The 22318-nt window shown below is 68.9% G+C and carries 22 protein-coding genes; 12 read left to right on the forward strand and 10 right to left on the reverse strand.

Annotated features, from left to right (window positions below):
• Both ABZ194_RS26535 and ABZ194_RS26540 read right to left on the reverse strand, forming a co-directional pair.
• Positions 1-262: helix-turn-helix domain-containing protein (locus ABZ194_RS26535; protein WP_355599733.1), on the reverse strand; the 262-nt coding region annotated here is incomplete at its 3' end.
• Positions 259-447, reverse strand: coding sequence for a DUF397 domain-containing protein (locus tag ABZ194_RS26540; protein WP_355599734.1), 189 nt, complete (start codon positions 445-447; stop codon positions 259-261). The genes ABZ194_RS26535 and ABZ194_RS26540, both read right to left, overlap by 4 nt.
• A gap of 384 nt (positions 448-831) precedes the next feature.
• Between ABZ194_RS26540 and ABZ194_RS26545 the strand changes: the two genes are divergently transcribed.
• The 3 genes from ABZ194_RS26545 (at position 832) to ABZ194_RS26555 (ending at position 3216) form a co-directional block, all read left to right on the forward strand.
• The gene (locus tag ABZ194_RS26545) at positions 832-1287 is read left to right on the forward strand and encodes a hypothetical protein (protein WP_355599735.1); all 456 of its coding nucleotides are present in this window, start codon (positions 832-834) and stop codon (positions 1285-1287) included.
• Between the two features lie 923 nt (positions 1288-2210).
• Entirely contained in the window at positions 2211-2501 is a 291-nt protein-coding gene (locus tag ABZ194_RS26550; RefSeq protein WP_355599736.1) for a hypothetical protein, read from the forward strand.
• Between the two features lie 64 nt (positions 2502-2565).
• Positions 2566-3216, forward strand: a complete 651-nt coding sequence (locus ABZ194_RS26555; RefSeq protein ID WP_355599763.1) for a DUF5753 domain-containing protein — start codon at positions 2566-2568, stop codon at positions 3214-3216.
• Here the strand turns inward: ABZ194_RS26555 and ABZ194_RS26560 are convergent.
• Both ABZ194_RS26560 and ABZ194_RS26565 read right to left on the reverse strand, forming a co-directional pair.
• A complete protein-coding gene (locus ABZ194_RS26560) occupies positions 3209-3883 on the reverse strand; it encodes a response regulator (RefSeq protein ID WP_355599737.1) in 675 nt (224 codons plus the stop codon). The two genes, ABZ194_RS26555 and ABZ194_RS26560, sit on opposite strands and share 8 nt — an antisense overlap.
• The gene (locus tag ABZ194_RS26565) at positions 3880-5526 is read right to left on the reverse strand and encodes an ATP-binding protein (RefSeq protein ID WP_355599738.1); all 1647 of its coding nucleotides are present in this window, start codon (positions 5524-5526) and stop codon (positions 3880-3882) included. The genes ABZ194_RS26560 and ABZ194_RS26565 overlap by 4 nt, the downstream gene beginning before the upstream one ends.
• A 99-nt stretch (positions 5527-5625) precedes the next feature.
• Between ABZ194_RS26565 and ABZ194_RS26570 the strand changes: the two genes are divergently transcribed.
• Genes ABZ194_RS26570 through ABZ194_RS26580 form a run of 3 tightly spaced genes read left to right on the forward strand, consistent with a single transcriptional unit; the run spans position 5626 to position 8659 of the window.
• Entirely contained in the window at positions 5626-6633 is a 1008-nt protein-coding gene (locus ABZ194_RS26570) for a tripartite tricarboxylate transporter substrate binding protein (protein WP_355599739.1), read from the forward strand.
• Positions 6630-7163 (forward strand): tripartite tricarboxylate transporter TctB family protein, encoded by a 534-nt coding sequence (locus ABZ194_RS26575; protein WP_355599740.1) that lies wholly within the window; start codon positions 6630-6632, stop codon positions 7161-7163. Before ABZ194_RS26570 ends, ABZ194_RS26575 begins: the two co-directional genes overlap by 4 nt.
• A complete protein-coding gene (locus ABZ194_RS26580) occupies positions 7163-8659 on the forward strand; it encodes a tripartite tricarboxylate transporter permease (protein ID WP_355599741.1) in 1497 nt (498 codons plus the stop codon). Before ABZ194_RS26575 ends, ABZ194_RS26580 begins: the two co-directional genes overlap by 1 nt.
• Positions 8660-8897: 238 nt before the next feature.
• Here the strand turns inward: ABZ194_RS26580 and ABZ194_RS26585 are convergent, their stop codons facing one another.
• The 4 genes from ABZ194_RS26585 to ABZ194_RS26600 form a co-directional block, all read right to left on the reverse strand.
• Complete coding sequence (locus tag ABZ194_RS26585; RefSeq protein WP_355599742.1) at positions 8898-9116, reverse strand: hypothetical protein; 219 nt, start codon at positions 9114-9116, stop codon at positions 8898-8900.
• A 1817-nt stretch (positions 9117-10933) separates the two neighbouring features.
• Entirely contained in the window at positions 10934-12493 is a 1560-nt protein-coding gene (locus ABZ194_RS26590; RefSeq protein ID WP_355599743.1) for an IucA/IucC family protein, read from the reverse strand.
• The gene (locus ABZ194_RS26595; protein WP_355599744.1) at positions 12490-14115 is read right to left on the reverse strand and encodes an IucA/IucC family protein; all 1626 of its coding nucleotides are present in this window, start codon (positions 14113-14115) and stop codon (positions 12490-12492) included. Before ABZ194_RS26595 ends, ABZ194_RS26590 begins: the two co-directional genes overlap by 4 nt.
• Complete coding sequence (locus ABZ194_RS26600) at positions 14100-15257, reverse strand: ATP-grasp domain-containing protein (protein ID WP_355599745.1); 1158 nt, start codon at positions 15255-15257, stop codon at positions 14100-14102. The genes ABZ194_RS26595 and ABZ194_RS26600 overlap by 16 nt, the downstream gene beginning before the upstream one ends.
• A 411-nt stretch (positions 15258-15668) precedes the next feature.
• Here ABZ194_RS26600 and nudC point away from each other — a divergent pair, with 411 nt between their 5' ends.
• Positions 15669-16652, forward strand: a complete 984-nt coding sequence (nudC, locus tag ABZ194_RS26605; RefSeq protein ID WP_355599746.1) for an NAD(+) diphosphatase — start codon at positions 15669-15671, stop codon at positions 16650-16652.
• On the opposite strand, the gene ABZ194_RS26610 is transcribed toward nudC, so the two are convergent.
• Both ABZ194_RS26610 and ABZ194_RS26615 read right to left on the reverse strand, forming a co-directional pair.
• A complete protein-coding gene (locus tag ABZ194_RS26610; protein WP_355599747.1) occupies positions 16653-16889 on the reverse strand; it encodes a mycoredoxin in 237 nt (78 codons plus the stop codon).
• Between the two features lie 73 nt (positions 16890-16962).
• Positions 16963-17943: an alpha/beta hydrolase gene (locus ABZ194_RS26615; protein ID WP_355599748.1), complete on the reverse strand. Its 981-nt coding sequence runs from the start codon at positions 17941-17943 to the stop codon at positions 16963-16965.
• A 178-nt stretch (positions 17944-18121) separates the two neighbouring features.
• Here ABZ194_RS26615 and ABZ194_RS26620 point away from each other — a divergent pair, with 178 nt between their 5' ends.
• From ABZ194_RS26620 to ABZ194_RS26640, 5 genes are all read left to right on the forward strand, one after another.
• The gene (locus ABZ194_RS26620) at positions 18122-20236 is read left to right on the forward strand and encodes an ATP-dependent DNA helicase UvrD2 (RefSeq protein WP_355599749.1); all 2115 of its coding nucleotides are present in this window, start codon (positions 18122-18124) and stop codon (positions 20234-20236) included.
• A complete protein-coding gene (tesB, locus tag ABZ194_RS26625; protein WP_355599750.1) occupies positions 20233-21111 on the forward strand; it encodes an acyl-CoA thioesterase II in 879 nt (292 codons plus the stop codon). Before ABZ194_RS26620 ends, tesB begins: the two co-directional genes overlap by 4 nt.
• 112 nt (positions 21112-21223) lie before the next feature.
• The gene (locus ABZ194_RS26630) at positions 21224-21526 is read left to right on the forward strand and encodes a hypothetical protein (protein ID WP_355599751.1); all 303 of its coding nucleotides are present in this window, start codon (positions 21224-21226) and stop codon (positions 21524-21526) included.
• A gap of 128 nt (positions 21527-21654) precedes the next feature.
• Positions 21655-21924, forward strand: coding sequence for a WhiB family transcriptional regulator (locus ABZ194_RS26635; RefSeq protein ID WP_355599752.1), 270 nt, complete (start codon positions 21655-21657; stop codon positions 21922-21924).
• Positions 21925-21978: 54 nt separating this feature from the next.
• Positions 21979-22173: a hypothetical protein gene (locus ABZ194_RS26640; RefSeq protein ID WP_355599753.1), complete on the forward strand. Its 195-nt coding sequence runs from the start codon at positions 21979-21981 to the stop codon at positions 22171-22173.
• Positions 22174-22318: the final 145 nt, after the last annotated feature.

The raw sequence follows: 22318 nt of genomic DNA on the forward strand, positions 1-22318 counted from the left end.
GCAGCGCCTCCAGACGATCCAGTTGCTTGGCGGTGAGCCTGCAGCCGGCTCCTGCGGCCCCCTTGGAGACCAGCGCGGCCTTACCGCCGCGTCTCCACAGCGCGTACCACTCGTAGGCGGACTTGCGGGTGATGCCCAGCAGGCGGGCGACCCGGGGCGGTGTGATCTTCCCGGCGAACATGTCCGCGGCTTGGAAGCGTAGCTGCTGTCGCCGCTCCCGTTCTGGCGCGGACAGTCCTCCGCTTCTGTCGGAGTACCTCATACTTCCAAGGCTGTCACCAGGGTGAACAGTGTCTGAGAAAGGCCTGGTGTTACGTCACGCCCGCATTTCTTGATCAGTACGGCCCGCCCGCCGCCGGGCAGGTTCGCCACCTTGACACAGTCATCGTTGTTGGCCCCGCTGCGGGTGCTCTTGAGCCATTTCAGATGGGAGAGGTTGGGGTCCATCCCGTGGCTCCTTCTTTGATTCGCGCTCTAAGCCAGGTTGTCGGCTGCCCGTTTCACCAGGGATTGCCAGCCATGCGCAAACGATGCCAAAAAATCTCGAACTAACGAAGTCCTGCTATGCGCGTGCGCGCGAGAAGCCCGGCACCGTTCGTGTCCAGCCCCGGTGCTTCGCCGTGCTGACTGCGGCTGTCGATCCTCATTCGCGAGCTGCACTTGCTGACGACCCTGGACTCCAGTGTGGAGATCGGCCCCATCCCGTAGGCGGGGATGCTGGTACCGCTTTCCCGCTCAATGCTCTCCTGGCCGCTGCAAGGTAGATATCATCAGGAGCATCTGAGCTGAACCGTATGGGGCAACTACTAGTTTGTAGCTAAGAGGTAAGTCGTGAGAGACATGCTCAAGGCGGCATTGATTCATCTTGTAGGTGGCGTCAACTGGCTAGTGTTCCGAATTTCTAAAGGGCATGTGGTGCTGTATCGGTTTGGCGGAATGCCTGGTTTGTCTATTATGATCAGCGGGCCCCAGGCGTCGGAGCACAGCACTTTGCTCTTGCCCTATCTGGCCGACGGTAACGACTTCGTTCTTCTTGGGAATTGTGAAGCCGGAAACTCCCCAGAGTGGGCCACTGAGCTGCTTGGCGCCGGGTCGAATAATGTTATTACCGTTGAGATTTACGGTCAGGATTTTGATGTCACTGCGACAAAAATTAATCGAGAAGATAGTGTCGATCTTTTGTGGCGCCTTCTTGTGGCCGTATCTTTTGTTCAATACCATGAGGTGAAGCGTAGACGACTGGTTCCCTGTGTGCGTCTGGTGAGGAGTTCCCTCTCAGTTGAATAGCAAGGCTTCCTGAAGCGATGCCCGCAAGCGCTATGTGACATAACGCTTGCGGTTTGTGTGTTTCTAGTACAGCTTTTCTCTGCCAGTGGTTCAATCTTGGGATTGAAGTGCATATACCTCTAAGGGGTTTGGGGTTTACTGGCACCACCAGCTGTTTTGCCCGCTTGTGGCGACAGCGGCTTCGGATGCCCATACACCTTTATATTTAGCTATGAGGTAGGTTCGAGTACGGTAGTGGTGAGGACCGTTGGCGTGGCTGCAGTTGTAAGAGGTGCTGGACTTCGAGCCACTACCTATATTGCACCCCCACTTCACGGGGCCGTTCGCGATGACTGTCCAGGTCCCGTTTATGTTTAGTTCAAGATCGGTTTCTGTGCGGCAGTCATCGGGCTTTGTGGGTGTGCATGACGGTATGTAGCCTTCGGCTCTGATCGGCGGCTTGTTGTATACGAGGGTGAACGGGGCCTCTGCCCTGACGTAGCAGCCAACAACGTCTGCAGCCACCTTGTTTTCGGCTGCTTCTGTATCTACCCCGGAGAAGGCTGAACCAGGTTCTGCCGTGACCTCGGGCTCGCCTGGAAGAGTCGGTGAAGTGTCAGACTGGTTGTTGCTGACGGGTGGAGGAGTGTCGGCATTGGCGATAGTTGGAGACGTGGCCCCCAGCACTGTCACTATGAATGAAGCAGCAATGATTGACCATTTCGTAGATTGCATTATTAGCCTTCTTGTGCGGTTGAGCGGGATCGAGTGGAGAGTTCCTTCGGATGTGACGCAATCATTGCAGCATGGAAGATATTTAATGTCAATGAGGTGATCTCGTGCGCCCAGTGGAGCGGGCAGAGCCCCGGCGCATTGATGATTCAGTCCGTTGAGGGCTGATTTCATAGAGTGAACAGGGTGAGCAGGCGATGTGACGCATAACCATGTTGACGGCGGGCTCGGGCCATGTTGACGTGGCCTTTCTTGCGGAACGTGCCGATCACGAGGTTGTGGATAGCGGCCATGAAATGCGGGAGTTGCCCGGTACGGACCTGGCCGGTGTCCTCGCCGAAAGTGACGTCACGAACATAGTGTTCACGGTTTTCCACCTCCCAGTGCCGGCGGGCGTAGTGATTGAGACGAGCCGCTCCGGCCAGGCCCGGCTGCGCTACGTCCGCGAGTTCACGGCCGGTCTGCGACGCTGCGAAGCCGAATGCGAATTCTGGATTACCTGATCACCCGTGTAACGCCGGCGACCAGGCTGCCGAGCTGATCGCCACCCTACGAGCCGTGGACTCCATGTACGTGGAGTGGCGGCGGTTGGAGCGTGCGGGGCTGCGACAGGCGCAGGAATCCGTACGGTCCCTGTTCGAACGGACCCGGCGCTTTCACGCTTATTCCACGTGGCTGATTCCCGGGCCGCTTCAGATCAGTGCCTACACCCGTGCGATCTTGAAGGCCACCGCCGCCCGGCGGGGTCTCTCCGATGACGTTGAGGATGCGCTGGCGGTACGTATGGAGCGTCAGGGTGTCCTGCGCGAGGGCGGTCGCACCTTCGCGATCTTGTTAGAGGAACCGACGCTCCGCATGGTGGTCGGTGGCTCAGAGACGATGATGGGGCAGCTCGGCCACCTGCTTACCGTCTCCTCCCTGCCCAGCGTCAGTCTCGGAATCATCCCGGCGTCCGCCGACCGTAGTGCCATGCGACCGGTCGAGGACTTCTGGATCTTCGACAGGGCACGGGTGAATGTGGAGCTCGTCTCGGCTTGGCTGACCATCACTCAGCCCAAGGAGGTCGAGATGTATACGCGGGTATTCGCCGAACTCGCGGGCCTGGCTGTGTACGGCGGGCGCGCCCGAAGCCTGATCACGGCGGCGATCGACGTTCTTGTGTGCTCCTCCCGAGGTTCCCGGAGGCGGGGGAACCTCGGAAGGCGAGATGTCAGGTGAACCAGCGGTAGCGGCGTTCGGGTCTGCCGGTCGTGCCGTACCGCAGGGACACCTTCGCGCGGCCGACGGTGTAGAGGTGTTCGAGATAGCGGCGCGCGCTGACCCGGGAGATGCCGACCCGGGCCGCGCACTCGGCGGCGGACAGCGTCCCGTCGGTGGCGCGCAGCGCGCGTTCGACCAGTTCGGCTGTCTCCGCGCTCATGCCCTTGGGCAGCGCGGCGGCGGGCACCCGCGAGGGGGCTCTGGTGAGCACCCGGTCCACGTCGGCCTGACCGCTGACCGTCGCCGCGCGCGGACCGCCGTGATGGGCGGCGTACCGTTCGAGCCGGATCCGCAGATCGTCGAAGTCGAACGGCTTGAGCAGGTAGTCGACCACCCCGTGCCGCGCCGCGCCGCGGACCGCCTCGACCTCCCGGGCGGCGCTGATCACCAGGATGTCGCAGTCGTGGCCCGCGGCCCGCAGCCGGGTGATGACCTTCAGGCCGAAGACGTCGGGCAGGTACAGGTCGAGCAGGACCAGGTCGGGACGGAGTTCCGTGACGGCCGAGATCGCCTGCTCACCGGTGTGCGCCGTCCCGACGACATGGAAGCCCCTGATCCGTTCGACGAACCCGTGGTTGATCCGTGCGACCATGAAGTCGTCGTCAACGACCAGTACGTCGATCAACGGGTTCCCTCCGTCATCTCGTCGGTCAGGTGCCTTACGGACATCCGAGCGGTGAACATGGCGCCGTCGGGGGTGTTGGTGACCCCGACCTCTCCGCCGCGGCGCCTGCAGACCAGCTGGGTGAGCGCCAGTCCGATGCCACGCCCGCCCTCCTGGGCGGCCTTGGTGGTGAAGCCCCGGGAGAACACCTCGTGGGCGAGTTCGGGGGCCACCCCGGGCCCCGAGTCGCGCACCACGATCTCCACGCTGGCGGCGTCCTGCCGTAGCTCGACCTCCACCCAGGCGCCGCTCCCGTCGGTGTCGGCCGCGGCGGCGTCGACCGCGTTGTCCACCAGGTTGCCGATCACCGTCGCCACGTCCGCCGAGTCCATCGGGTCCAGCCGGTTGAGCGCGGTGCGCTGTGAGACTCTCAGCTGAACCTTGCGCTCGGCCGCCAGGGAGGATTTCGCCATCAGCAGCGCGGCGACGGCCGTGTCACGGACCTGGCTGGTCAGAGCCAGGTCGAGTGATTCGCGGTGCTGTCTCAGCGCACGGATGTAGTGGACCACCTCGTCGTGTTCCCCGACCTGGATCAGGCCGGAGATGATGTGCAACTGGTTGGCGAAGTCGTGCGCCTGCGCGCGGAGCAGCTCGGTGGAGCTGCGGAACGAACCGAGTTCGCGTTCCAGCTGGGCGAGCTCGGTGCGGTCCCGCAGCGTTGCCACCGAGCCGAGCCGGCGCCCGTCCTTGGTGACGTTCATCCGGTTCATCACCAGCACCCGGCCACGGCGTACCACGATCTCGTCGTGAGCCTCCACCGCGTCGCCGTCGACCCCGGCCAGCACGTCGTACAGCCGGCCCTCGATCCGCAGATCGGTCAGGCTCATCCCGACGCAGTGCTCGGGCAGGTCGAGCAGTCTGCGTCCGACCGCGTTCACCAGGGTGAGCCGCAGCTGCAGGTCGAGCGCGATCACCCCCTCGGCGATTCCGTACAGCATCGCCTCGCGGTGCTCGGCGAGGCCGGCGATCTCGCGCGGTTCCAGGCCGAGGGTCTGACGTTTGATCCGCCGGGCCAGCAGCCACGATCCGAACACCCCGAGGGCGCTGGCGATGCCGAGGTAGGTGAGCAGGTATGACGAGGCGCCGACCAGCCGCTGCCAGAGGGTCGGCGAGGCATTACCGATCATCACCGTGCCGAGCTGGCGGCCGAGGTTGTGCCGGAAGGCCCCCAGCACCGGGACCTGGGCCACCAGCTCGCGGGAGTTGTCCACCATCAGCTCCCCCGACCAGCCGCGGCCGACGGCGACGCCCGGGTCGCCCAGGGGCAGCCGTGTCCCGACCAGGGTGGGGTTCGTGGAGCTGACGATCTTCTGGTTGACGTTCGCGACCGTCACGGAGGTGACGCCGGACTGGGTCAGCGTCGTCTGCACCAGCGGGGCGATGGTCTCCCCGGACGCCGATCGGCCGAGCTGGCTGCGGACCAGGGGGTTGCCGGCCATCTGCTCGGCCAGGGCCGTCACCCGGCGTCCCTCCACCTGATCGAATTCCGCCGCCGACTGCGTGAGTGAGAGCGCGCCGACGGCGACCAGCACGACCACGACGATGGCGAGCTGCAGCGTCAGCAGCTCGCCCGCCAGGGTGTGACGGTGGAACGTTACGACCACAATGAACTCAATCTTCGCTGGTCACACAAGGCAGACGGGGTGTCGGCCAGGTCGTCACAATCATGGCGCCGGACTCCCGTATAGCGAAAGAGACCAATTGTGAGAACCCCGATCACCGCGCTATTTGGTGCGCTGGCCGCCATGTCGATGTTCGCCGTCGGTGCCTGCGGGGTCACCGCGCAGAAAGAGGGAGGCGGCGGGAACGCGGACGGCAAACCCGTCTCCGGACTGCGCATCATGGTGCCCAACACGCCCGGCGGCGGGTACGACACCACCGCCAGGACCGTCGCCAAGGTGATGGACGACGCCAAGATCGCGTCTGGTGTTCAGGTGTTCAACCTGCCGGGGGCGGGTGGCACGGTCGGCCTGCAGCGCATGGTGAACGAGAAGGGCAACGGCCGGCTCGCCATGCAGATGGGGCTGGGCGTCGTGGGTGCCTCGTACACCTCCAGGTCGAGGGCGACACTGAAGCAGACCACCCCCATCGCCAGGTTGATCGAGGAGGCCGGCGCGATCGTCGTGCCGAAGAACTCGCCGTACAGGACGATCAACGATCTTGTCGCCGCGTGGAGGAGGGACCCGAGGAAGATCACCGTCGGTGGTGGCTCATCGCGGGGCGGACCGGACCACCTGTTGCCGATGCAGCTGGCCAAGGCGGTCGGCATCAACCCGGAACAGGTCAACTTCATCTCCTACGACGGGGGTGGTGAGCTGCTGCCGGCGATCCTCGGCGGCAAGATCACTTTTGGCGCCAGCGGCTACGGGGAGTTCCTCGACCAGGTCGAGGCCGGTCAGGTGCGGGTGCTCGCGGTGACCAGCGCGGAGCCCGTCGACGTGCTCGGGGACGTCCCGACGCTGAAGTCCGCGGGCATCGACCTCCTCTTCACCAACTGGCGCGGGATCGTCGCGCCGCCCGGGATCAGCGAAGCCGACCGGAAGACCTGGATCGAGGCGCTGACGAAGATGCACGACTCCGACCTGTGGAAGGCCGAGCTGGCCAAGCGCGGCTGGAGTGACGCCTTCCTCACCGGCGACGAGTTCACGGCGTATCTGGCCGAGCAGGACAAGGTCGTCGCCGACATCCTGACGCGGCTCGGGCTGGCATGAGCGTGCGGGCCTCCGAAGAACTCGACGTGGCCGTGCGGGATTCCCTGGGGCCGGACCGCGCGCAGTACGGCCTGTGCGCGTTCCTCTCCCTGCTGGGCGTCCTGGTGATCCTCGACGCCGGCCAGATCGCGCATCTGGTCGGCGGTAACGACCCGATCGGGCCGCGTCCGGTGCCGATGATCCTGGGGGTCCTGCTCCTGGTGGTCGCGCCGGTCTACGCGGTCGACGTCGCCCGGGGCGGCCGGGGTGAGCCGGAGGCGGGGGAGGACATCGACCTGTCGACGCGGATCGACTGGCGCACGGTGCTGCTGCTCATCGGCGTCTTCGCCGTCAACGCCGTGCTGATCGAACGGCTCGGCTGGGTGATCAGCGGGGCCCTGCTGTTCTGGGGGTCGGCCTTCGCCCTGGGCAGCCGGCACTACGTGCGCGACCTGGCGATAGCGGTGACGCTGTCGCTGGCCACCTTCTACGGGTTCGCCGTCGGGCTGGGTGTCAACCTGCCGGCGGGTGTGCTGCAGGGAATTCTGTGATGGACAACCTCACCCATCTGCTGGAGGGGTTCGCCCACGTGGTGACCCCCCTCAACCTGCTGGTGGCGCTGATCGGCGTCGTCGTCGGCACCGCGGTCGGCGTGCTGCCCGGCATCGGCCCGGCGATGACGGTGGCCCTGCTGCTGCCGGTGACGTACGGGATGGAGCCGACGCGGGCCTTCATCATGTTCGCCGGCATCTACTACGGCGGCATGTACGGCGGATCGACCACCTCGATCCTGCTGAACACGCCCGGCGAGTCGTCCTCGGTCGTCACGGCGATCGAGGGCAACAAGATGGCCAAAGCCGGTAGGGCGGCGCAGGCGCTGGCGACCGCGGCGATCGGCTCGTTCGTCGCGGGCACGATCGGCACCCTGCTGCTGGTGCTGGTGACGCCGCTGGTGGTGACGTTCGCGATCAGCCTGGGGGCGCCGGACTACTTCGCGATCATGATGCTGGCCTTCATCGCGGTCACCGCGGTGCTGGGCACCTCCCGCGTCCGGGGGTTCGCCTCGCTGCTGCTCGGCCTGGTGATCGGCGTGATCGGCATCGACGCGGTGACCGGGCAGCAGCGGCTCACGCTCGGCGTCCCGCAGCTGGCCGACGGCGTCGACGTGGTCGTGGTGGCCGTCGGGATCTTCGCCGTCGGCGAGGCGCTCTGGGTCGCCGCGCACCTGCGGCGCACGGCGGGGGGAGTGATCCCCGTCGGCCGGCCGTGGATGGGGCGGGAGGACTGGAGGAGGTCCTGGAAGCCGTGGCTACGCGGTACCGCGCTGGGCTTTCCGTTCGGAGCGCTGCCGGCGGGCGGCGCCGAGATCCCCACCTTCCTGTCGTACATGGCGGAGAAGAGGATGACCAGGCACCCCGAGCAGTTCGGCAGGGGGGCGATCGAGGGGGTGGCCGGCCCCGAGGCGGCGAACAACGCGTCCGCGGCCGGCACCCTGGTGCCGATGCTGGCCATCGGGCTGCCGACGAACGCCGTCGCCGCGGTGATGCTCGCCGCATTCGAGTCGTACGGCATCCAGCCGGGCCCTCTGCTGTTCGAACGCGAGCCCGACCTGGTCTGGACACTGATCGCCAGCCTGTTCATCGGCAACCTGCTGCTGCTCGTCCTGAACCTGCCACTCGCGCCGGCGTGGGCGAAACTCCTGCGGATTCCGCGCCCCTATCTGTACGCGGGGATCCTGTTCTTCGCCTCGATGGGCGCCTACGCGGTCAACGCGCAACCTCTCGACCTGCTTCTGCTGCTGCTCCTGGGACTGCTCGGATTCGGGATGCGCCGGTTCGGGCTGCCGGTGCTGCCCCTCATCGTCGGCGTCATCCTCGGCCCGCGCGCCGAACTGCAGGGCCGGCGCTCGCTGCAGCTGTCGGGCGGAGACCTGTCCGGCCTGCTGGGGGGAGCGCTCTCCTACATGATCTACGCCGTCATCGTGCTGATACTGCTCTGGCCACTGGTCCGGCGCCTCGTGGAACCGATGCGCGCGCGGACGGCTTGAGAAGCTTGACAAGGGAGCGACGATGACCGGGGTAGTCGGGTATGTGCCGTCGCCGGAAGGTGAAGCGGGGTGGACGAAAGCTCCCGCGCGTACCCAGGTCCTGGATCATGCCGTCTCACGCTCCGGAGACCGGATACATGATCATCTTGTCTGCCGTCCAAACGGGAGGGTACGGCGAGTGCCGTGCCCGGTCGACACCGGGCACGGCACTCGCCATCCTCTTGCCGCCTCCTAGGACTCAGGGCGTCGGCGGTGACTCGTCAGTGAAAGCGGTGCAGTTCGCCGGGTAGGCCAGAGGGCCAAGGGGCGCCCCCGGGGCGAAGAAACCTCCCACCACCGGGACCGGAAGCCCCACCAGGCACCTTGTCTGGAAGACCTGCCCGGTTGAGCTCTGCACCGTGATGCTGAGGTAGGGAAGAGCGCCGTCGACGAGCACCGCTGCGGAGACATCAGCCACATTCGCCGGATAACCGGATATCCCTGAGATGTCATGCCAGCGCGGAGTCGTCCGCGGGTCCCGGATGGCCGCGGTCCCGTTGGTCCGCAGGGACACGTCGAGCTTGTCGAGCAGGAGGAACGCCGAGGAGACGGACGTCTGCGGTGCCGCCGGTCCGACGGGTCCCGCCGGTCCCACCGGCCCTGTAGCCCCTGCGGGGCCGTTGGCTCCTGCGGCGCCGGCCGGTCCCACGGGTCCCACGGGTCCTGCGGGTCCGGTTTCGCCTGTGAGGCCGATGGGTCCCACCGGTCCGATTGCACCTGTCAGGCCGATGGGTCCTACGGGTCCTACCGGTCCGATTGGTCCTGCCGGTCCGGTTTCGCCTGTGAGGCCGATGGGTCCTACCGGTCCGACTGCGCCTGCGGGTCCCACGGGTCCTGCGGGTCCTTCTAGGCCGATTGCGCCTGTCAGGCCGATAGGTCCTACCGGTCCTACCGGTCCGACTGCGCCTGCGGGTCCTGTGGGTCCTGTTGGTCCTGCGGGTCCTGTGGGTCCGGTAGGACCGGTGGCGCCGATTGCGCCGTCGTCGCCCCTCGCGCCCACCGGTCCTATCGGACCTACCGGTCCCACGGGTCCTGTGGCGCCGTCGTTTCCATCGGCGCCCGCAGGCCCCGCAGGTCCTACCGGGCCGGTGAGACCGACCGGGCCCGCCACCCCGTTCGCGCCCGACGGGCCTGCCGGTCCCACGGGTCCTGTCGGGCCGGCCGCGCCTGTGGGTCCGGTTGGCCCAGTCGGGCCTGTGGGTCCGGTAGCGCCGTCGATGCCCCTCGTGCCCACCGCTCCCGTCGGACCGACCGGGCCGGTCGCGCCCGCGGGTCCGGTTGGGCCTGTCGGGCCGTCGGCGCCTTTTGCGCCTACCGGTCCCGCCGGGCCTGTCGGGCCGTCGGCACCTCTTGCGCCCGCCGGTCCCATCGGACCGGCGGGACCCTGTGGACCGCCTGCGGGACCCTTCGGACCGGTGAGACCCGCCGGGCCTCGCGGTCCCTGCGGCCCCTGTGACCCGGTCCGCCCGTCTCGGCCGTCCCGCCCGTCTCTGCACCTGCAGTGCCTTCTCCGGCAGCAGCGTCTCTGCGCGAGAAGTTCCCCTACCAGGGGGCCTGCACTTTCGAGGGGGCGGGAGAAATGACCTGCGGGAACGGACTTGCTGGTATCTGCCGGCGAATGAAGGCGGATAGTTCCCGCGTTCTCGGTCGTGGCATTGGCGGCCGTCTGGCAGGCAATTGCCAGAAATGCGCCGATTGCCGTCGTGGTGACGGCCCAACTTCGGCCACGTTTTCCGAAAACGGCGGTTGAAGCCCGTTTGTTACCGCTAGAAATCATCGCATTCCATGTCTCTGGTGATTTCGGAGAATTATGCTCCTGTGCGCCGCGCTGATGGCGGTAAGCCTCAGGTACCCGATGATCACTAGGGCGATGCTTCCGGCTGGTTAACGAAGATCACATGAATTGGGTGGCGATAGGGAAACCCTTCCAGGTATTTGGTTTCGTCTCTTCTGTTCTACGGACAACTGTCTCTTTGGCCTGCTAATTAAGCCAGATATCCTTAGTCGGCAATAGGGGATTTTCGGCTGCTTTTATGGGGTGTGAGCCGACGTCCTGTCATCAGGCGTCACGTCCTGCCGGCCCCCGCGCCGTGGCCCGAGGGAGACCGTCAGTGTCCGGCGGAGTTCGATCCGGAGCACCTCGCCGGGGCGGCGCAGCCCAGTCAGGCCCTCGCGGTCGGCTCGCCCGGGATCACCACGGCACCGCCGGGAGGCCGCTCGCCGAGACGGCCGGGATCATGACAGCACCGCCAGTGGGTTGGCCACCGGTACGTATCCGGCGCAGCGGTCGGCCGAGCGCGCCCAGCGGACCGAGAGGTTGGCCTTGGCCGGCAGCGGTGCCCCGGCCAGCAGGTCCGACAGCGGTCGCGGCCGGCCGCGGGTGGCGGCGTATCCGGCCAGCACCTCCCCGGCCACCGCCCACAGCTCCCGCGTCGGCCCCGCCCCGGCGATCCAGGCGGCTATCTCGGCGAGGTGGTTGACCATCAGGCAGTAGACCACCCGGTCCCAGCCGCCGCCGGCGTCGTAGGTCAGCGCCTCGGCGACCCGGCCGGGCACTCCGGACAGGTCGTGGCGCCCCACGACGAGCTTGGTGCCCTCCAGGTCGCGGAAGATCGCCTCCACCGGCTGTCCCGCCGCGTCCACGCCGATCAGCACGTTCTGCAGGTGGGGCTCCAGCACCACGCCGTGGCTCAGGTAGGCGTCGAGCACCGGCGGTGCCACGCGCTCCACATAGGCGCGCCACCAGCGCACCGGGTCGGCCGGGGGCGCCGCGGAGACGGCCAGCGCCCCGCTCAGCAGCGGGGTCACCCCCGGTCTGCAGACCGACCAGGGGCTGGCGCGGATGATCACACCGAGCCCCTCCAGCAGCCGGGTGCCCAGGTCGGCGGAGCGGTAGCCGGGTTCGGGCAGCCAGCGGGTGCCGGGGAACCCTGCCGACAGCTCCTCGAACACCGGCCGGAGGCGCCGGGTCAGCTCCACCGCGCCGGCCAGCTCGTACCAGGAGTTCTTCCTGACGCAGTTGGTGATCCGCACGTCCAGGCTGAACTTCAGGCACCGGTCGATCGCGGGCTCGTAGACGGTACGGACCGACGAGGTGGGGACCGCCATGCGGGAGCCCCGGCCCAGGTCGATCAGGCGCCCGTCGGCCAGCGGCGCGGCCAGCTCCGCCGCGAGCAGGTCGAGCTGCCAGGGGTGCGCGGGCAGCGCCGAGTAGCCGTCCGGGACCGGGCCGAGCTCGTCGAGCGTGCCGGTGTCGCCCGCCTCGGCCAGCACGTCGTGGCGGACGCCCAGCAGCCGGAGCGGGAAGCTCGCGTGCGCCTCGGGGGCGTAGCGCAGCCATCCGCCGCCGTCGCGGGCCTTGGGGCTGGGGTGGAAGGGGTGGCCGAGGACCAGTTCCTGCTCGGAGGCCAGCCACGGGTCGGCCGGCGGCCGGGCGTCCCGCCGCGCCGCGAGCAGCGCGGTCATGGCGTCCCGGCTCGCGCCCACCTGGGCGGCGAACTCCTCGTTGGCCCCGCCCAGCTCGATCTCCACGAGCCCGACGAGCCGGTCGGCGGAGAGCGGCTGCCAGCACCCGAGCTCCAGCCACTCGGGCCGCCCCTCGAACCGCAGCGCGAGCCCGCCGTGCGTGCGGACCCGCAGCAGGGTGTCCGCCACGCGCAGCAGCACGTACGGCTCGGCGTGCCAGACCTGCCCGCGCGGTCCGGCCACCTCTCTGACACAGCAGCGCAGCAGGGCCGCCAGCGACGCCTCCTCGGCGACGGCGGCGGGAGAGGGGCCGAGCGCGAGGCTGGTCATGGCGTCCTTCGGATGATCATGTTCTGGATGGCCTGGGGAGGCTGGCGCAGGTAGTTGGGGCCGCTGGTGCCGTAGAACTTGTTCACGTCGCGGGCCCCGGTGCGCGCCTTGTCCGCCAGGGTTCCGGCGGTGATCATCGACTTGCCGACGAGCCGGGCGGCGTCGAGGGTCCTGGCCCGCAGCAGCCTGGCCATCGGGTCGCCCCCGTGCTCGGCCAGCGCCTCGGCGAGCGTGTCACGGATCAGCCGGGCGGCCTGCGGCGGCGGCAGCACGCCGAACGTCACCGCCGCCGCGGCCAGGTGCAGGGTGATGGTCACGAACACGTCGGCGAGCGCGTGCGGGTCGTCGGTCAGCATCCGCCCGTCGACGAAGTCGGGCACCGCGACGCCCGCGGCCCGCAGCCGGTCCGGCGAGGTCAGCAGCCCGTCGTTGTCCTTGACCAGCAGCCTGGCCGGGCCGTGTCCCAGCACCAGGGAGAGGTTCTGCTGATGGGTCTCCAGGGCCGTGCCGTAGTGGACGAAGAGCCGCACGTGGAAGCCGAACAGCAGCCGGAGATACTCTCCCAGCATCCGTGGCACGTCCCCGGCGTACCACCGCCCGGCGAGCTCCTCCAGGACCAGTCCGCCCCCCGGCAGGGGCGCGAGCAGCGCGGCCACCGGGACGATCTCGCCCTCCGGGAGGCGTCGGACGAGCCAGCCCAGATACTCGTGCCCCGCGTGGCCGTAGGTCTGCTCGTCGGCCAGGAGCACCCCCGGGTCGGGCATCTCGCGCAGCAGCAGCTCGGCCCGTGCCCCGTCGGCCAGCGTCGCGGGTTTGATCGACCGCCGGTTGCGCAGTCCGAGCGTGCTGGTGGCCAGCGGCAGCTTCAGATGCGTGTCACAGTCGATCACCACCGTGCGCGTCGACAGCGTCGGCCTGACCTCCAGGTAGGATTCGGGGCCCACGGTCGCCCACGGGATCTCCTCGACCGCGCGGACCGTCAGCGGATGCACCGGGAACAGCACGTGGGTCCCGCTCAGCGACTCGGGCAGCCCGGCGACCGGAAACTCCGGCGCGTACGGCACCGCGGCCCCGGCCGCCCGCTCCCGGGGCACGGCCGCCCACCGCAGGTCGAAGGCGGGCGCGAACTCCGGCGCGTAGGCGGTCAGCTCGCGGTCCGACAGCCCGGTCCGGCACCGTGCCGTCGGGTAGACCGGGTGGTCCACGAAGGCCGCCAGCGTCTCGTACCGTACGGCGCACAGCCGCGTGCCGCGGAGCCGGGTCAGCACCTCGTCCCGGTGGGCGCCGTGCAGGTCGAGGGCGCGCAGCGCCTCCCGGCACTCCCGGGTGAACGCCTCCACCCCCGGGGCGTCGGCCGGAGCGGCGATCTCCCGCAGCGTGCGCAGGACCTCCGGCAGGCCGAGCGCCTCCTCCGGGGCCACCACGAAGTCCTGGAAGAGCGAACCCGGCACGAGCCGGACCCGGCGTCCGCCGACCAGGACCAGCGCGACGCCGTTCTTGCACCGGGTGACCCGCCCGGCCAGCCCGCCGTAGTTCTCACGGAGCAGCGCGTTCAGCACCCGGGCGGCCAGGTACCGTTCCCGCCCGCTCGCCGAGGGGCCGCCGATCATGCGATCACCCATGGGTTTCCGGCGCCGAAGGCCGTCACGGCCGCGTCCACGTCCGCCCGGCCGGGTCCGATCACGCGGACGATGCCCAGGTAGTCGCGGTTGGTGTTGCTCAGGTCGATCCGGTCGCCCACGGCGCGCAGCGGCCGGTGCCAGAGCCTGACCCGGTCTCCCGGGGCGGGCGTGACCGTCTTGGGGGCCGCCACCACGGTTCCCGGCCGGTCGGCCACCAGGCTCAGCGCGGTTCCGTGTCCGCGGGCGTGGTTCACCTCGCCGGCCCCCGCCCCCAGGTGGACGCCGAGGACGCGCTCGAACAGCGGGACGCCGAGCAGGTCGCCGAGGAGGAAGTCGCAGTGGTCGCCGATCACCCGGTAGTTGACCTCGATGATCCTCGGTCCGGCGGATGTCATGGCGTACTCGGTGTGGCAGGCCCCGAACCCCACCCCCAGCGCGCGCAGCGCCCTCAGCACGTGCTCGCGCGCGGGGGGCGGTTCCCAGTCGAGCCGTTCCTCCACGAAGTACGGCGGCGGCCCGAGCGTGGTCCTGAAGCCACCCAGCACCCGAGGTTCGCCGTCGTCGCCGAGGGTCTCCAGCGTGTGCAGGGGGCCGTCGAGGTACTCCTCCACGACCAGCGCCTCGCCCGGCCGCCGGGACCGGATCGCCCGCAGGGCCTCGGCGAGCTCGCGGCCGTCCCGGACCAGCACCACGTCCTCGCTGGCCACGCCATCGCGCGGTTTGACGACGGCGGGGAACGGGGTGTCCGATGGCGCGGGGTCGCCTGGGGCCAGCCGTACGGAGTGGACGGTCTCGACGCCGGCCGCGGCCAGCCTCCGGCGGGTGAGCGCCTTGTTCTTGGTGGCCGCGCAGGCCCGCCAGTCCTTGCCCGGCAGGCCGAAGTAGGCGGCGGCGAGGGCGGTCTCCACCTGGAGGTGGTCGGAGTTGGAGAAGACGGCGTCCGGCGCGTGGTGGTGCGCGATGACGTCGATCACCGCGCGGGCGTCACGGACGTCGCAGCGGAGCACCTCGTTCCCCGAGCCCAGGTGGTGCTCCGGCCGGTCGGTCAGGACGGTGACGTCGCAGCCCAGTGCGCGTGCCGCCGGAAGGAACCCGTGGGTGACCGAGTCGGTCGGCTTGAGCGCGGTGAGGTACAGCCGCAATGCAGGGACCCCCGATAATCAGGTAAGCCTAACCTAACTTTGTGCATCCTAGCCGTACGGAGATCATCTCGCTGAGGTGATTGGGTATTCACCGTATATGTCCGCTTCCCCGGTGGATACGGAATCCCGCCCGGGGATGCGGAATCTCGTACTCCCCCCGGCCCGCGCGGCCCGTTCGGGCCCTCTCCGGCCTGCCGGGGTCTCCCGGGTGGCCGCGCGGAGCCGCCGCCCGTCCGCCGTCCGGCCACGTTCACCGTTCCGGCGGAGGGGAGGTTCCGGCGCGAGGGATAAGGGTGGAAAACGGGAGAGAAAGCAGAAGGGTCTCGGCTCTGGAGCATATGCGTGAACTCCGGAAATCCGCCCTCGTCTCGCGGCATAGGATGTCGAATCGGTCTGGGAAGCGGGGACGGCGTGGAAAGCACCACACAAGAAGGTCTGCTGGGATCGCTGCTGCTCGCGCGGAGCGCCGTCGACCGTTCGGCGCTGCTCCGCGGCGATGCCGGGTGGCGGGAGCGGGCGTGGGCCGACGGCACCACCCGGGTCCTGGTCGTCGACGGTGGCCGGACGCTGGTCCGGCGGAGCGGGGGAGAGGTCCGGCTCGTCCTGACACCCGTGGCCGACGCCCCCGAGGGGGAGCGCTACCTGCTCGGTGTGGACGCCGAGGGAGTCGCCTACTTCGCCGTGACGGCCCCGCTGGCGGGTATGGCGCGGACGCGGGTGGAGCCTCCCCGGCGGATCGTCGCCTCCCTCCCCCTCACGGTGCTGCCGGAGGGACAGGCCGTCGTCGCCGGGCTCCGCCAGGTGGGCTCGCTGCTGGGAGACCTGGACGCCGGGCTGCTGGTGTACGCGGTCGCGCTGGAGGCGTGGCACGCCACCCACGAGTTCTGCCCTCGCTGCGGAAGCCGTACCGAGGTGCGGGCCGGCGGGCACATGCGGGTCTGCCCCAAGGACGGCGGCCAGCACTTCCCCCGGGTCGACCCAGCGGTGATCATGCTCGTCCACGACGACGACGACCGGTGCCTGCTCGCCCGGGGGCCGGAGTGGCCGGAGGGACGGCTCTCGGTGCTCGCCGGGTTCGTCGAGCCGGGAGAGTCACTGGAGCACGCCGTCGTCCGCGAGGTGGCCGAGGAGGTCGGTGTGCGCGTCACCGCCCCCCGCTACCTGGGCAGCCAGCCCTGGCCGTTCCCGCGCAGCCTGATGCTCGGCTTCTTCGCCAGGGCCGTGTCGACGGAGTTCGACCTCGACCCCGGGGAGATCGCCGAAGCCCGCTGGTTCAGCCGCGCCGAACTGCGGGCCGCGCTGGCGAGCGGCGAGGTGAGCCTGCCGTCCGAGGTCTCGATCGCCCGAAGGCTGATCGAGACCTGGTACGGGGAGCCCCTGACCGGAGACTGGTGATCAGACCTTCAACCGGGCCTTGACCTCGATCACCGAGGGGTTGGTCACCGCGGTGCCGTCCTCGAACAGGACGGTCGGCACGGTCTGGTTGCCGTTGTTGACGCTCATGACGAACCGTGCGGCATCGGGGTTCTGCTCGATGTTGATCTCCCGGTAGGAGATCCCCTCCCGGGAGAGCTGGGACTTCAGCCGCCTGCAAGGACCGCACCAGGTAGTGGTGTAAACCGTCAGCGCCATGTGTGGACTGTCCCCTCGTGAGATGTTCGGCGCTCATTGGCAACAAGGTGAGGGCCGTTCGTCTTCCCGCCGGTCAGAGCAACTTGCCGGCGATCCAGTCCTGTACCCTCTCCTCCACCTCCGGCAGGCGGTACAGCGGCGTGCTGTGATCGGCGCCGGGCTCGGTCACCACCGTCATGCCCACCCCGAACAGGCGCAGGCGCTCCTTGAGCAGGAGGCTGTGCTCGGCCGGCACGAACTCGTCCTGCGAGTGCACCGCCAGCATCGGCACGTCACCGAGGCTCGCGTGCCGCGACACCTCCATGCTGGCCCAGATCTTCGGGCATCTGGCGGGCTCACAGCCCCCGGCGAGCTGGATGGCAGCCTCGCGCAGTCTGCGCCTGTTCAGATCGAGGGTGTCGACGCCGTCGATGTACGCCAGCATCGGCGAGGTCACCGGGGAGACGCCCACCACGCCGCGCAGGCCGGGCAGGCCGTTGCCGTAGGTGCCGACCGCGGCGGCCAGATGGCCCCCGGCGGAGAAGCCGACGACCGCGTAGTCGCCCGGATCGAAGGACCACAGGGCGGCGTGCCTGCGCGCGGTGGTGATGGCGTCGAGCACGTCGGTCCGCTGGGCGGGCCAGGGGGCATCGCCGGAGAGACGGTAGTTGAGGTTGAAGACCGTGTAGCCCTGCTCGGCGTAGCTCTTGGTGATATCGGCCATGTACTTCTTGTCCCCGGCCGACCACCAGCCGCCGTGGACCAGGAAGACGCCGGGCCGCCTGAGACCGTCCGCCTGGTGCCAGACGTCCATCCGCTGGCGGATGTGCGGGCCGTACGCGACGGTGTCGACGACCGTGCTCTGGAGCAGCGGGCTGTCGGGCGGGGCCGGGGTGCTCTTCTTCACCTTGGGGGTCGGTGTGGGGGTGGGGTCGTCCTTCCCGGACGTGGTGAACATGCCGCCCGGCCGCGAGGTCTCCGAGGAGGCGAGCGCGGCCGGGGACACCTGCAAGGCCGCGGGCCCGACCACCGACGCCGTCAGAGCGAGAGCACTCACGGTTACCGCAGTTCGCACAGGCCTCTTCCTTACTCCCGGGCTCAGTTTGGCCTCCATTGTGGAGGAACTGCCTTTTTTACGCATCTTGGCAAATCACGGGGGCTTGCGGCCGTGGGTTGTCAGAATGGGCGGTGACCGGTCACCGGCTGGGAGAATGTCTCCGTCAAGCCTGTTCAACCGCGTGTAAGGAGTCTCCGTGGAGTCCGACGACATCCTGGCGGGACTGGACCCCGAGCAGCGGGCGGTGGCCGAGGCCGTTCGGGGGCCGGTCTGCGTGCTCGCCGGAGCCGGCACAGGCAAGACGCGGGCGATCACTCACCGTATCGCCCACGCGGTGCGCAGCGGGGTGGTCGAGGCCCAGAGCGTGCTGGCCGTGACGTTCACCACCCGCGCGGCCGGAGAGCTCAGGCAGCGCCTGCGGCTGCTCGGCACCCCGGGGGTGCAGGCCCGCACCTTCCACGCCGCCGCGCTGCGCCAGCTCACCTACTTCTGGCCGCGCGTCATCGGCGGTGACCCGCCCAAGGTGATCGAGTCGAAGCTGCCGTTGCTGATCGACGCCTGCCGCTCCCTGCGGAGAAACCCGGACCGCTCCGAGCTAAGGGACATCGCCTCCGAGATCGAGTGGGCCAAGGTCACCCAGGTCGGCCCCGAGGACTACGCCGAGGCCGCCAGGAAGGCCGGCCGGACCCCGCCCGTCCCCGCCGAGGAGATCTTCCGGCTCTACGACGCCTACGAAAGGCTCCGCCGCGACAGGCACCTGGTGGACTTCGAGACCATCCTGGAACTCACCGCCGCCGTGATGACCGAGCACCAGGAGGTGGCCACCCAGATCCGGCGGCAGTACCGCCACTTCGTGGTGGACGAGTACCAGGACGTCAACCCGCTGCAGAAACTGCTGCTCGACACCTGGCTCGGCGGGCGCGACGACCTGTGCGTGGTCGGCGACCCCAACCAGACGATCTACTCCTTCACCGGTGCGACCCCCCGCTACCTGACCGGTTTCCCGGTCGAGTACCCCGACGCCACCGTGATCAGGCTGGTCCGCGACTACCGGTCCACCCCCCAGGTCGTCTCCCTGGCCAACCGGCTGCTCGACCGGGCGAGGACCCCGCACAAGCTCGCCCTGATCGCGCAGCGTCCCGACGGCCCCGACCCCGTCTTCACCGAGTACGACGACGAGCAGATCGAGGCCGAGGGGGTGGCCCGCGCGGTGCGCGGACTCGCCGACGGAGGGGTGCCGACCCGTGAGATCGCCGTGCTCTTCCGGGTCAACGCCCAGTCCGAGGTCTACGAGCAGGCGCTCACCAAGGCCGGTGTCCCCTACCTCCTGCGCGGCGCCGACCGCTTCTTCGAGCGGCCCGAGGTCCGCCACGCGGTCGTGCTGCTGCGCGGCGCCGCCCGTTCCGCCGCCCAGGACGACGACCTGGCCCCGACCGTCCACCACATTCTCACCGGCATCGGCCTCACCCCCGAGCCGCCCGGCGGCGGCAAGGCCCGGGAGAAGTGGGAGTCGCTGAAGGCCCTGGCCGACCTCGCCGAGGACCTCGCCACCGCCGGCGCCGACCTGCCCGCCTTCGTCGCGGAGCTGGAGCGCCGGGCCGGCGAGCAGCACGCGCCACCGGTCGAGGGCGTGACACTGGCCTCGCTGCACGCGGCCAAGGGCCTGGAGTGGGACGCGGTCTTCCTGGTCGGTGTCACGGACGGCATGATGCCGATCGTCTACGCCGAGACGCCCGACCAGATCGAGGAGGAGCGTCGCCTTCTCTACGTCGGTGTCACCCGTGCCCGGGCACACCTGGCGCTGTCGTGGGCGCTGGCCCGCTCACCGGGCGGTCGCCGGTCCAGGAAGCCCTCCCGCTTCCTCGACGGCCTCACGGGCCGTTCAGCCGCGCCTGGCCGTACCTCGTCCTCCCCGCCCCCCGGGGCTTCCCCGTCCTCCAGGTCTTCCGGATCATCCGGGGCCGGAGGGCGGCGCCCGGTCGCCGCGCCGGTGAGCTGCCGGGTCTGCGGCAAGACCCTCGCCGTCGCCACCGAGCAGAAGCTCGGCAGGTGCGTCACCTGCCCGGCCGACTACGACGAGGCGCTCCTGGAGAGCCTGCGGACCTGGCGTACGGCGGTCGCCAAGGAGGCCAAGATCCCGGCCTACGTGGTCTTCACCGACGTCACCCTCCAGGCCATCGCCGAACGCGCCCCGGTCTGCGAGCAGGACCTGCTGGCCATAACCGGGATCGGGCGCGTCAAACTGGAGCGGTATGGCGAGGCGGTGTTCGCCCTCTGCCGTGCTGCCGCAGACCAGACGGAGGACGCGTGAACGAAGCGCTCAAGGAGTTATTGGACCTGCTCGACCTGGAGCAGATCGAGCTCGACGTCTTCAGGGGCCGTAGCCCCGAGGAGCGTATCCAGCGCGTGTTCGGCGGGCAGGTGGCGGCCCAGGCGCTGGTCGCGGCGGGCCGTACGGTCCCGGCCGAACGGCACGTCCACTCTCTGCACGCCTATTTCATCCGGCCCGGCGACCCGGCGGTCCCGATCGTCTACAACGTCGAGCGCGTCCGCGACGGCCGCTCCTTCACCACCCGCAGGGTGGTCGCCGTCCAGCACGGCAAGGCGATATTCACCATGTCGGCCTCCTTCCACATCCTTGAGCCCGGGGTGGAACACCAGGCCGCGGTGATGCCCGCGGTGGCGGAGCCGGAGACCCTGTCCCCGTTCGAAGACCGGATGCGGGAGGTCATGGGGGTGATGGGGGAGGAGTCCCCGTGGCGGGAGTGGCTCTCCAAACCGCGTCCGGTGGACGCCCGCTACGTGACCCCGCTCACCTTGGAGGCCCACCGCGACCCGGCGCTGCGCGGCGCCAAGACCAACGTCTGGTTCCGCTACGACACCGAACTGCCCGACGATCCGCTGCTGCACGTGGTGCTCGCCGCCTACACCTCGGACTTCACCCTGGTGGACACCGTGCTGCTGGCCCACGGCCTGGCCTGGGGCGCCTCCAACGTCTCCGGGGCCTCCCTGGACCACGCGATGTGGTTCCACCGGCCCTTCCGGGTGGACGACTGGATGCTGTACGCCCAGGAGTCGCCCTGGTCGGGGGCGGCGCGGGGGCTCGCGAGGGGGGAGATGTTCACCCGTTCCGGCGAACTGGTGGTGTCGGTGGTGCAGGAAGCGATGATCCGCATGAATAAGTGATAAAACCGCTGGTAGAAAATATGTTGCCCGCCCCGGGGAGCGGGGTTTAGGGTCATGGTCAAGCGAGTCGGACTGTCCTGTTCGACGATCCACGAATGGAGGTGAGTCCGCTGTGAAGAAGCATCTGATGTGGCCCCGGCTTGGGCTCACTTCCGCGCGTCCCGGCACGATCCTGCCCGTCGGCGGTCCGGCCCTCCTCGTCTATCTCGATGGCGTGGCCGTTCAGCCGCAGCAGGAGAAGTCCGTCCGGCGCCAGGTTCAGGTCAGCCGCACGTCCACCCTGATCGCCCGCGCGGCGACGGGTGTCCTGGCTGCCCCGGCACCTGAAGCCGGCGATTGCGCACCGACCAAGCACACCGGAAATGGTGGTTCGCGTGGTCCGTATCCCTGGAGGCAACCTCCGGTCATAGTCTGACCGGCAGAAAGAGCCTCCAGGCCGCGGATCCGCACCAGGATCCGCGGCCTTCTTGTTTGTCCGCGTCATTCCTGTCCCCCCACCCAGAGGTAATTGAAGATCCAGTACCTAACTGAGAGGTGAAGCAGATGGGGGCCCAGACGGTCATGGACCTGATCGACGAAGCCACAATCCCCTGTCGTACCGACCCCGACCTCTGGTTCGCGGAGTCTCCGGAGGACGTGGAGTTCGCCAAGGCGCTCTGCGGACGCTGCCCGATCCAGGCGGCCTGCCTGGCCCGTGCCCTTGAGCGCGAGGAGCCCTGGGGTGTATGGGGCGGCGAGCTCATCCTGCGGGGCGTCGTCGTTCCCCGGAAGCGCCCGCGCGGACGTCCTCGCAAGACTCCGGTCGCCGCCTGACCAGCCAAGAAAACGATCAACCAAGTGTTCGAAAGTTCGTGAAAGGACCCTCCGATGACCTACTTCGGCGACCGCGGCCGGGACATGCTCTCTATGCACGAAGAACTGGTCCGTGACCGAATACGGACCCTCCACCGTGAGGCGGAGGAGCAGCGTCGTGCGTCCGGCATCCTGCGCCTGCGGCGCGCACGGCGTGACGCGGAACGCGCGTCGATACGCCTCCGCCACGCGCTTCTGCGCCTCGTCTGACAGTGAGGACGCTCATCCGACAGGAAGAATTCGGGTGAGCGCCTCCCTGTGAGGCTCGGCCCTTCTTCTGACAACGAGGACCGCAGGTCTTCTGACCGTGAGGATCCAGGCCGGGCCCGGCCGTCCGGAGGCGAGACCTTCGGCC

The organism is Streptosporangium sp. NPDC006007 (assembly GCF_040614315.1).
Lineage (GTDB): Bacteria > Actinomycetota > Actinomycetes > Streptosporangiales > Streptosporangiaceae > Streptosporangium.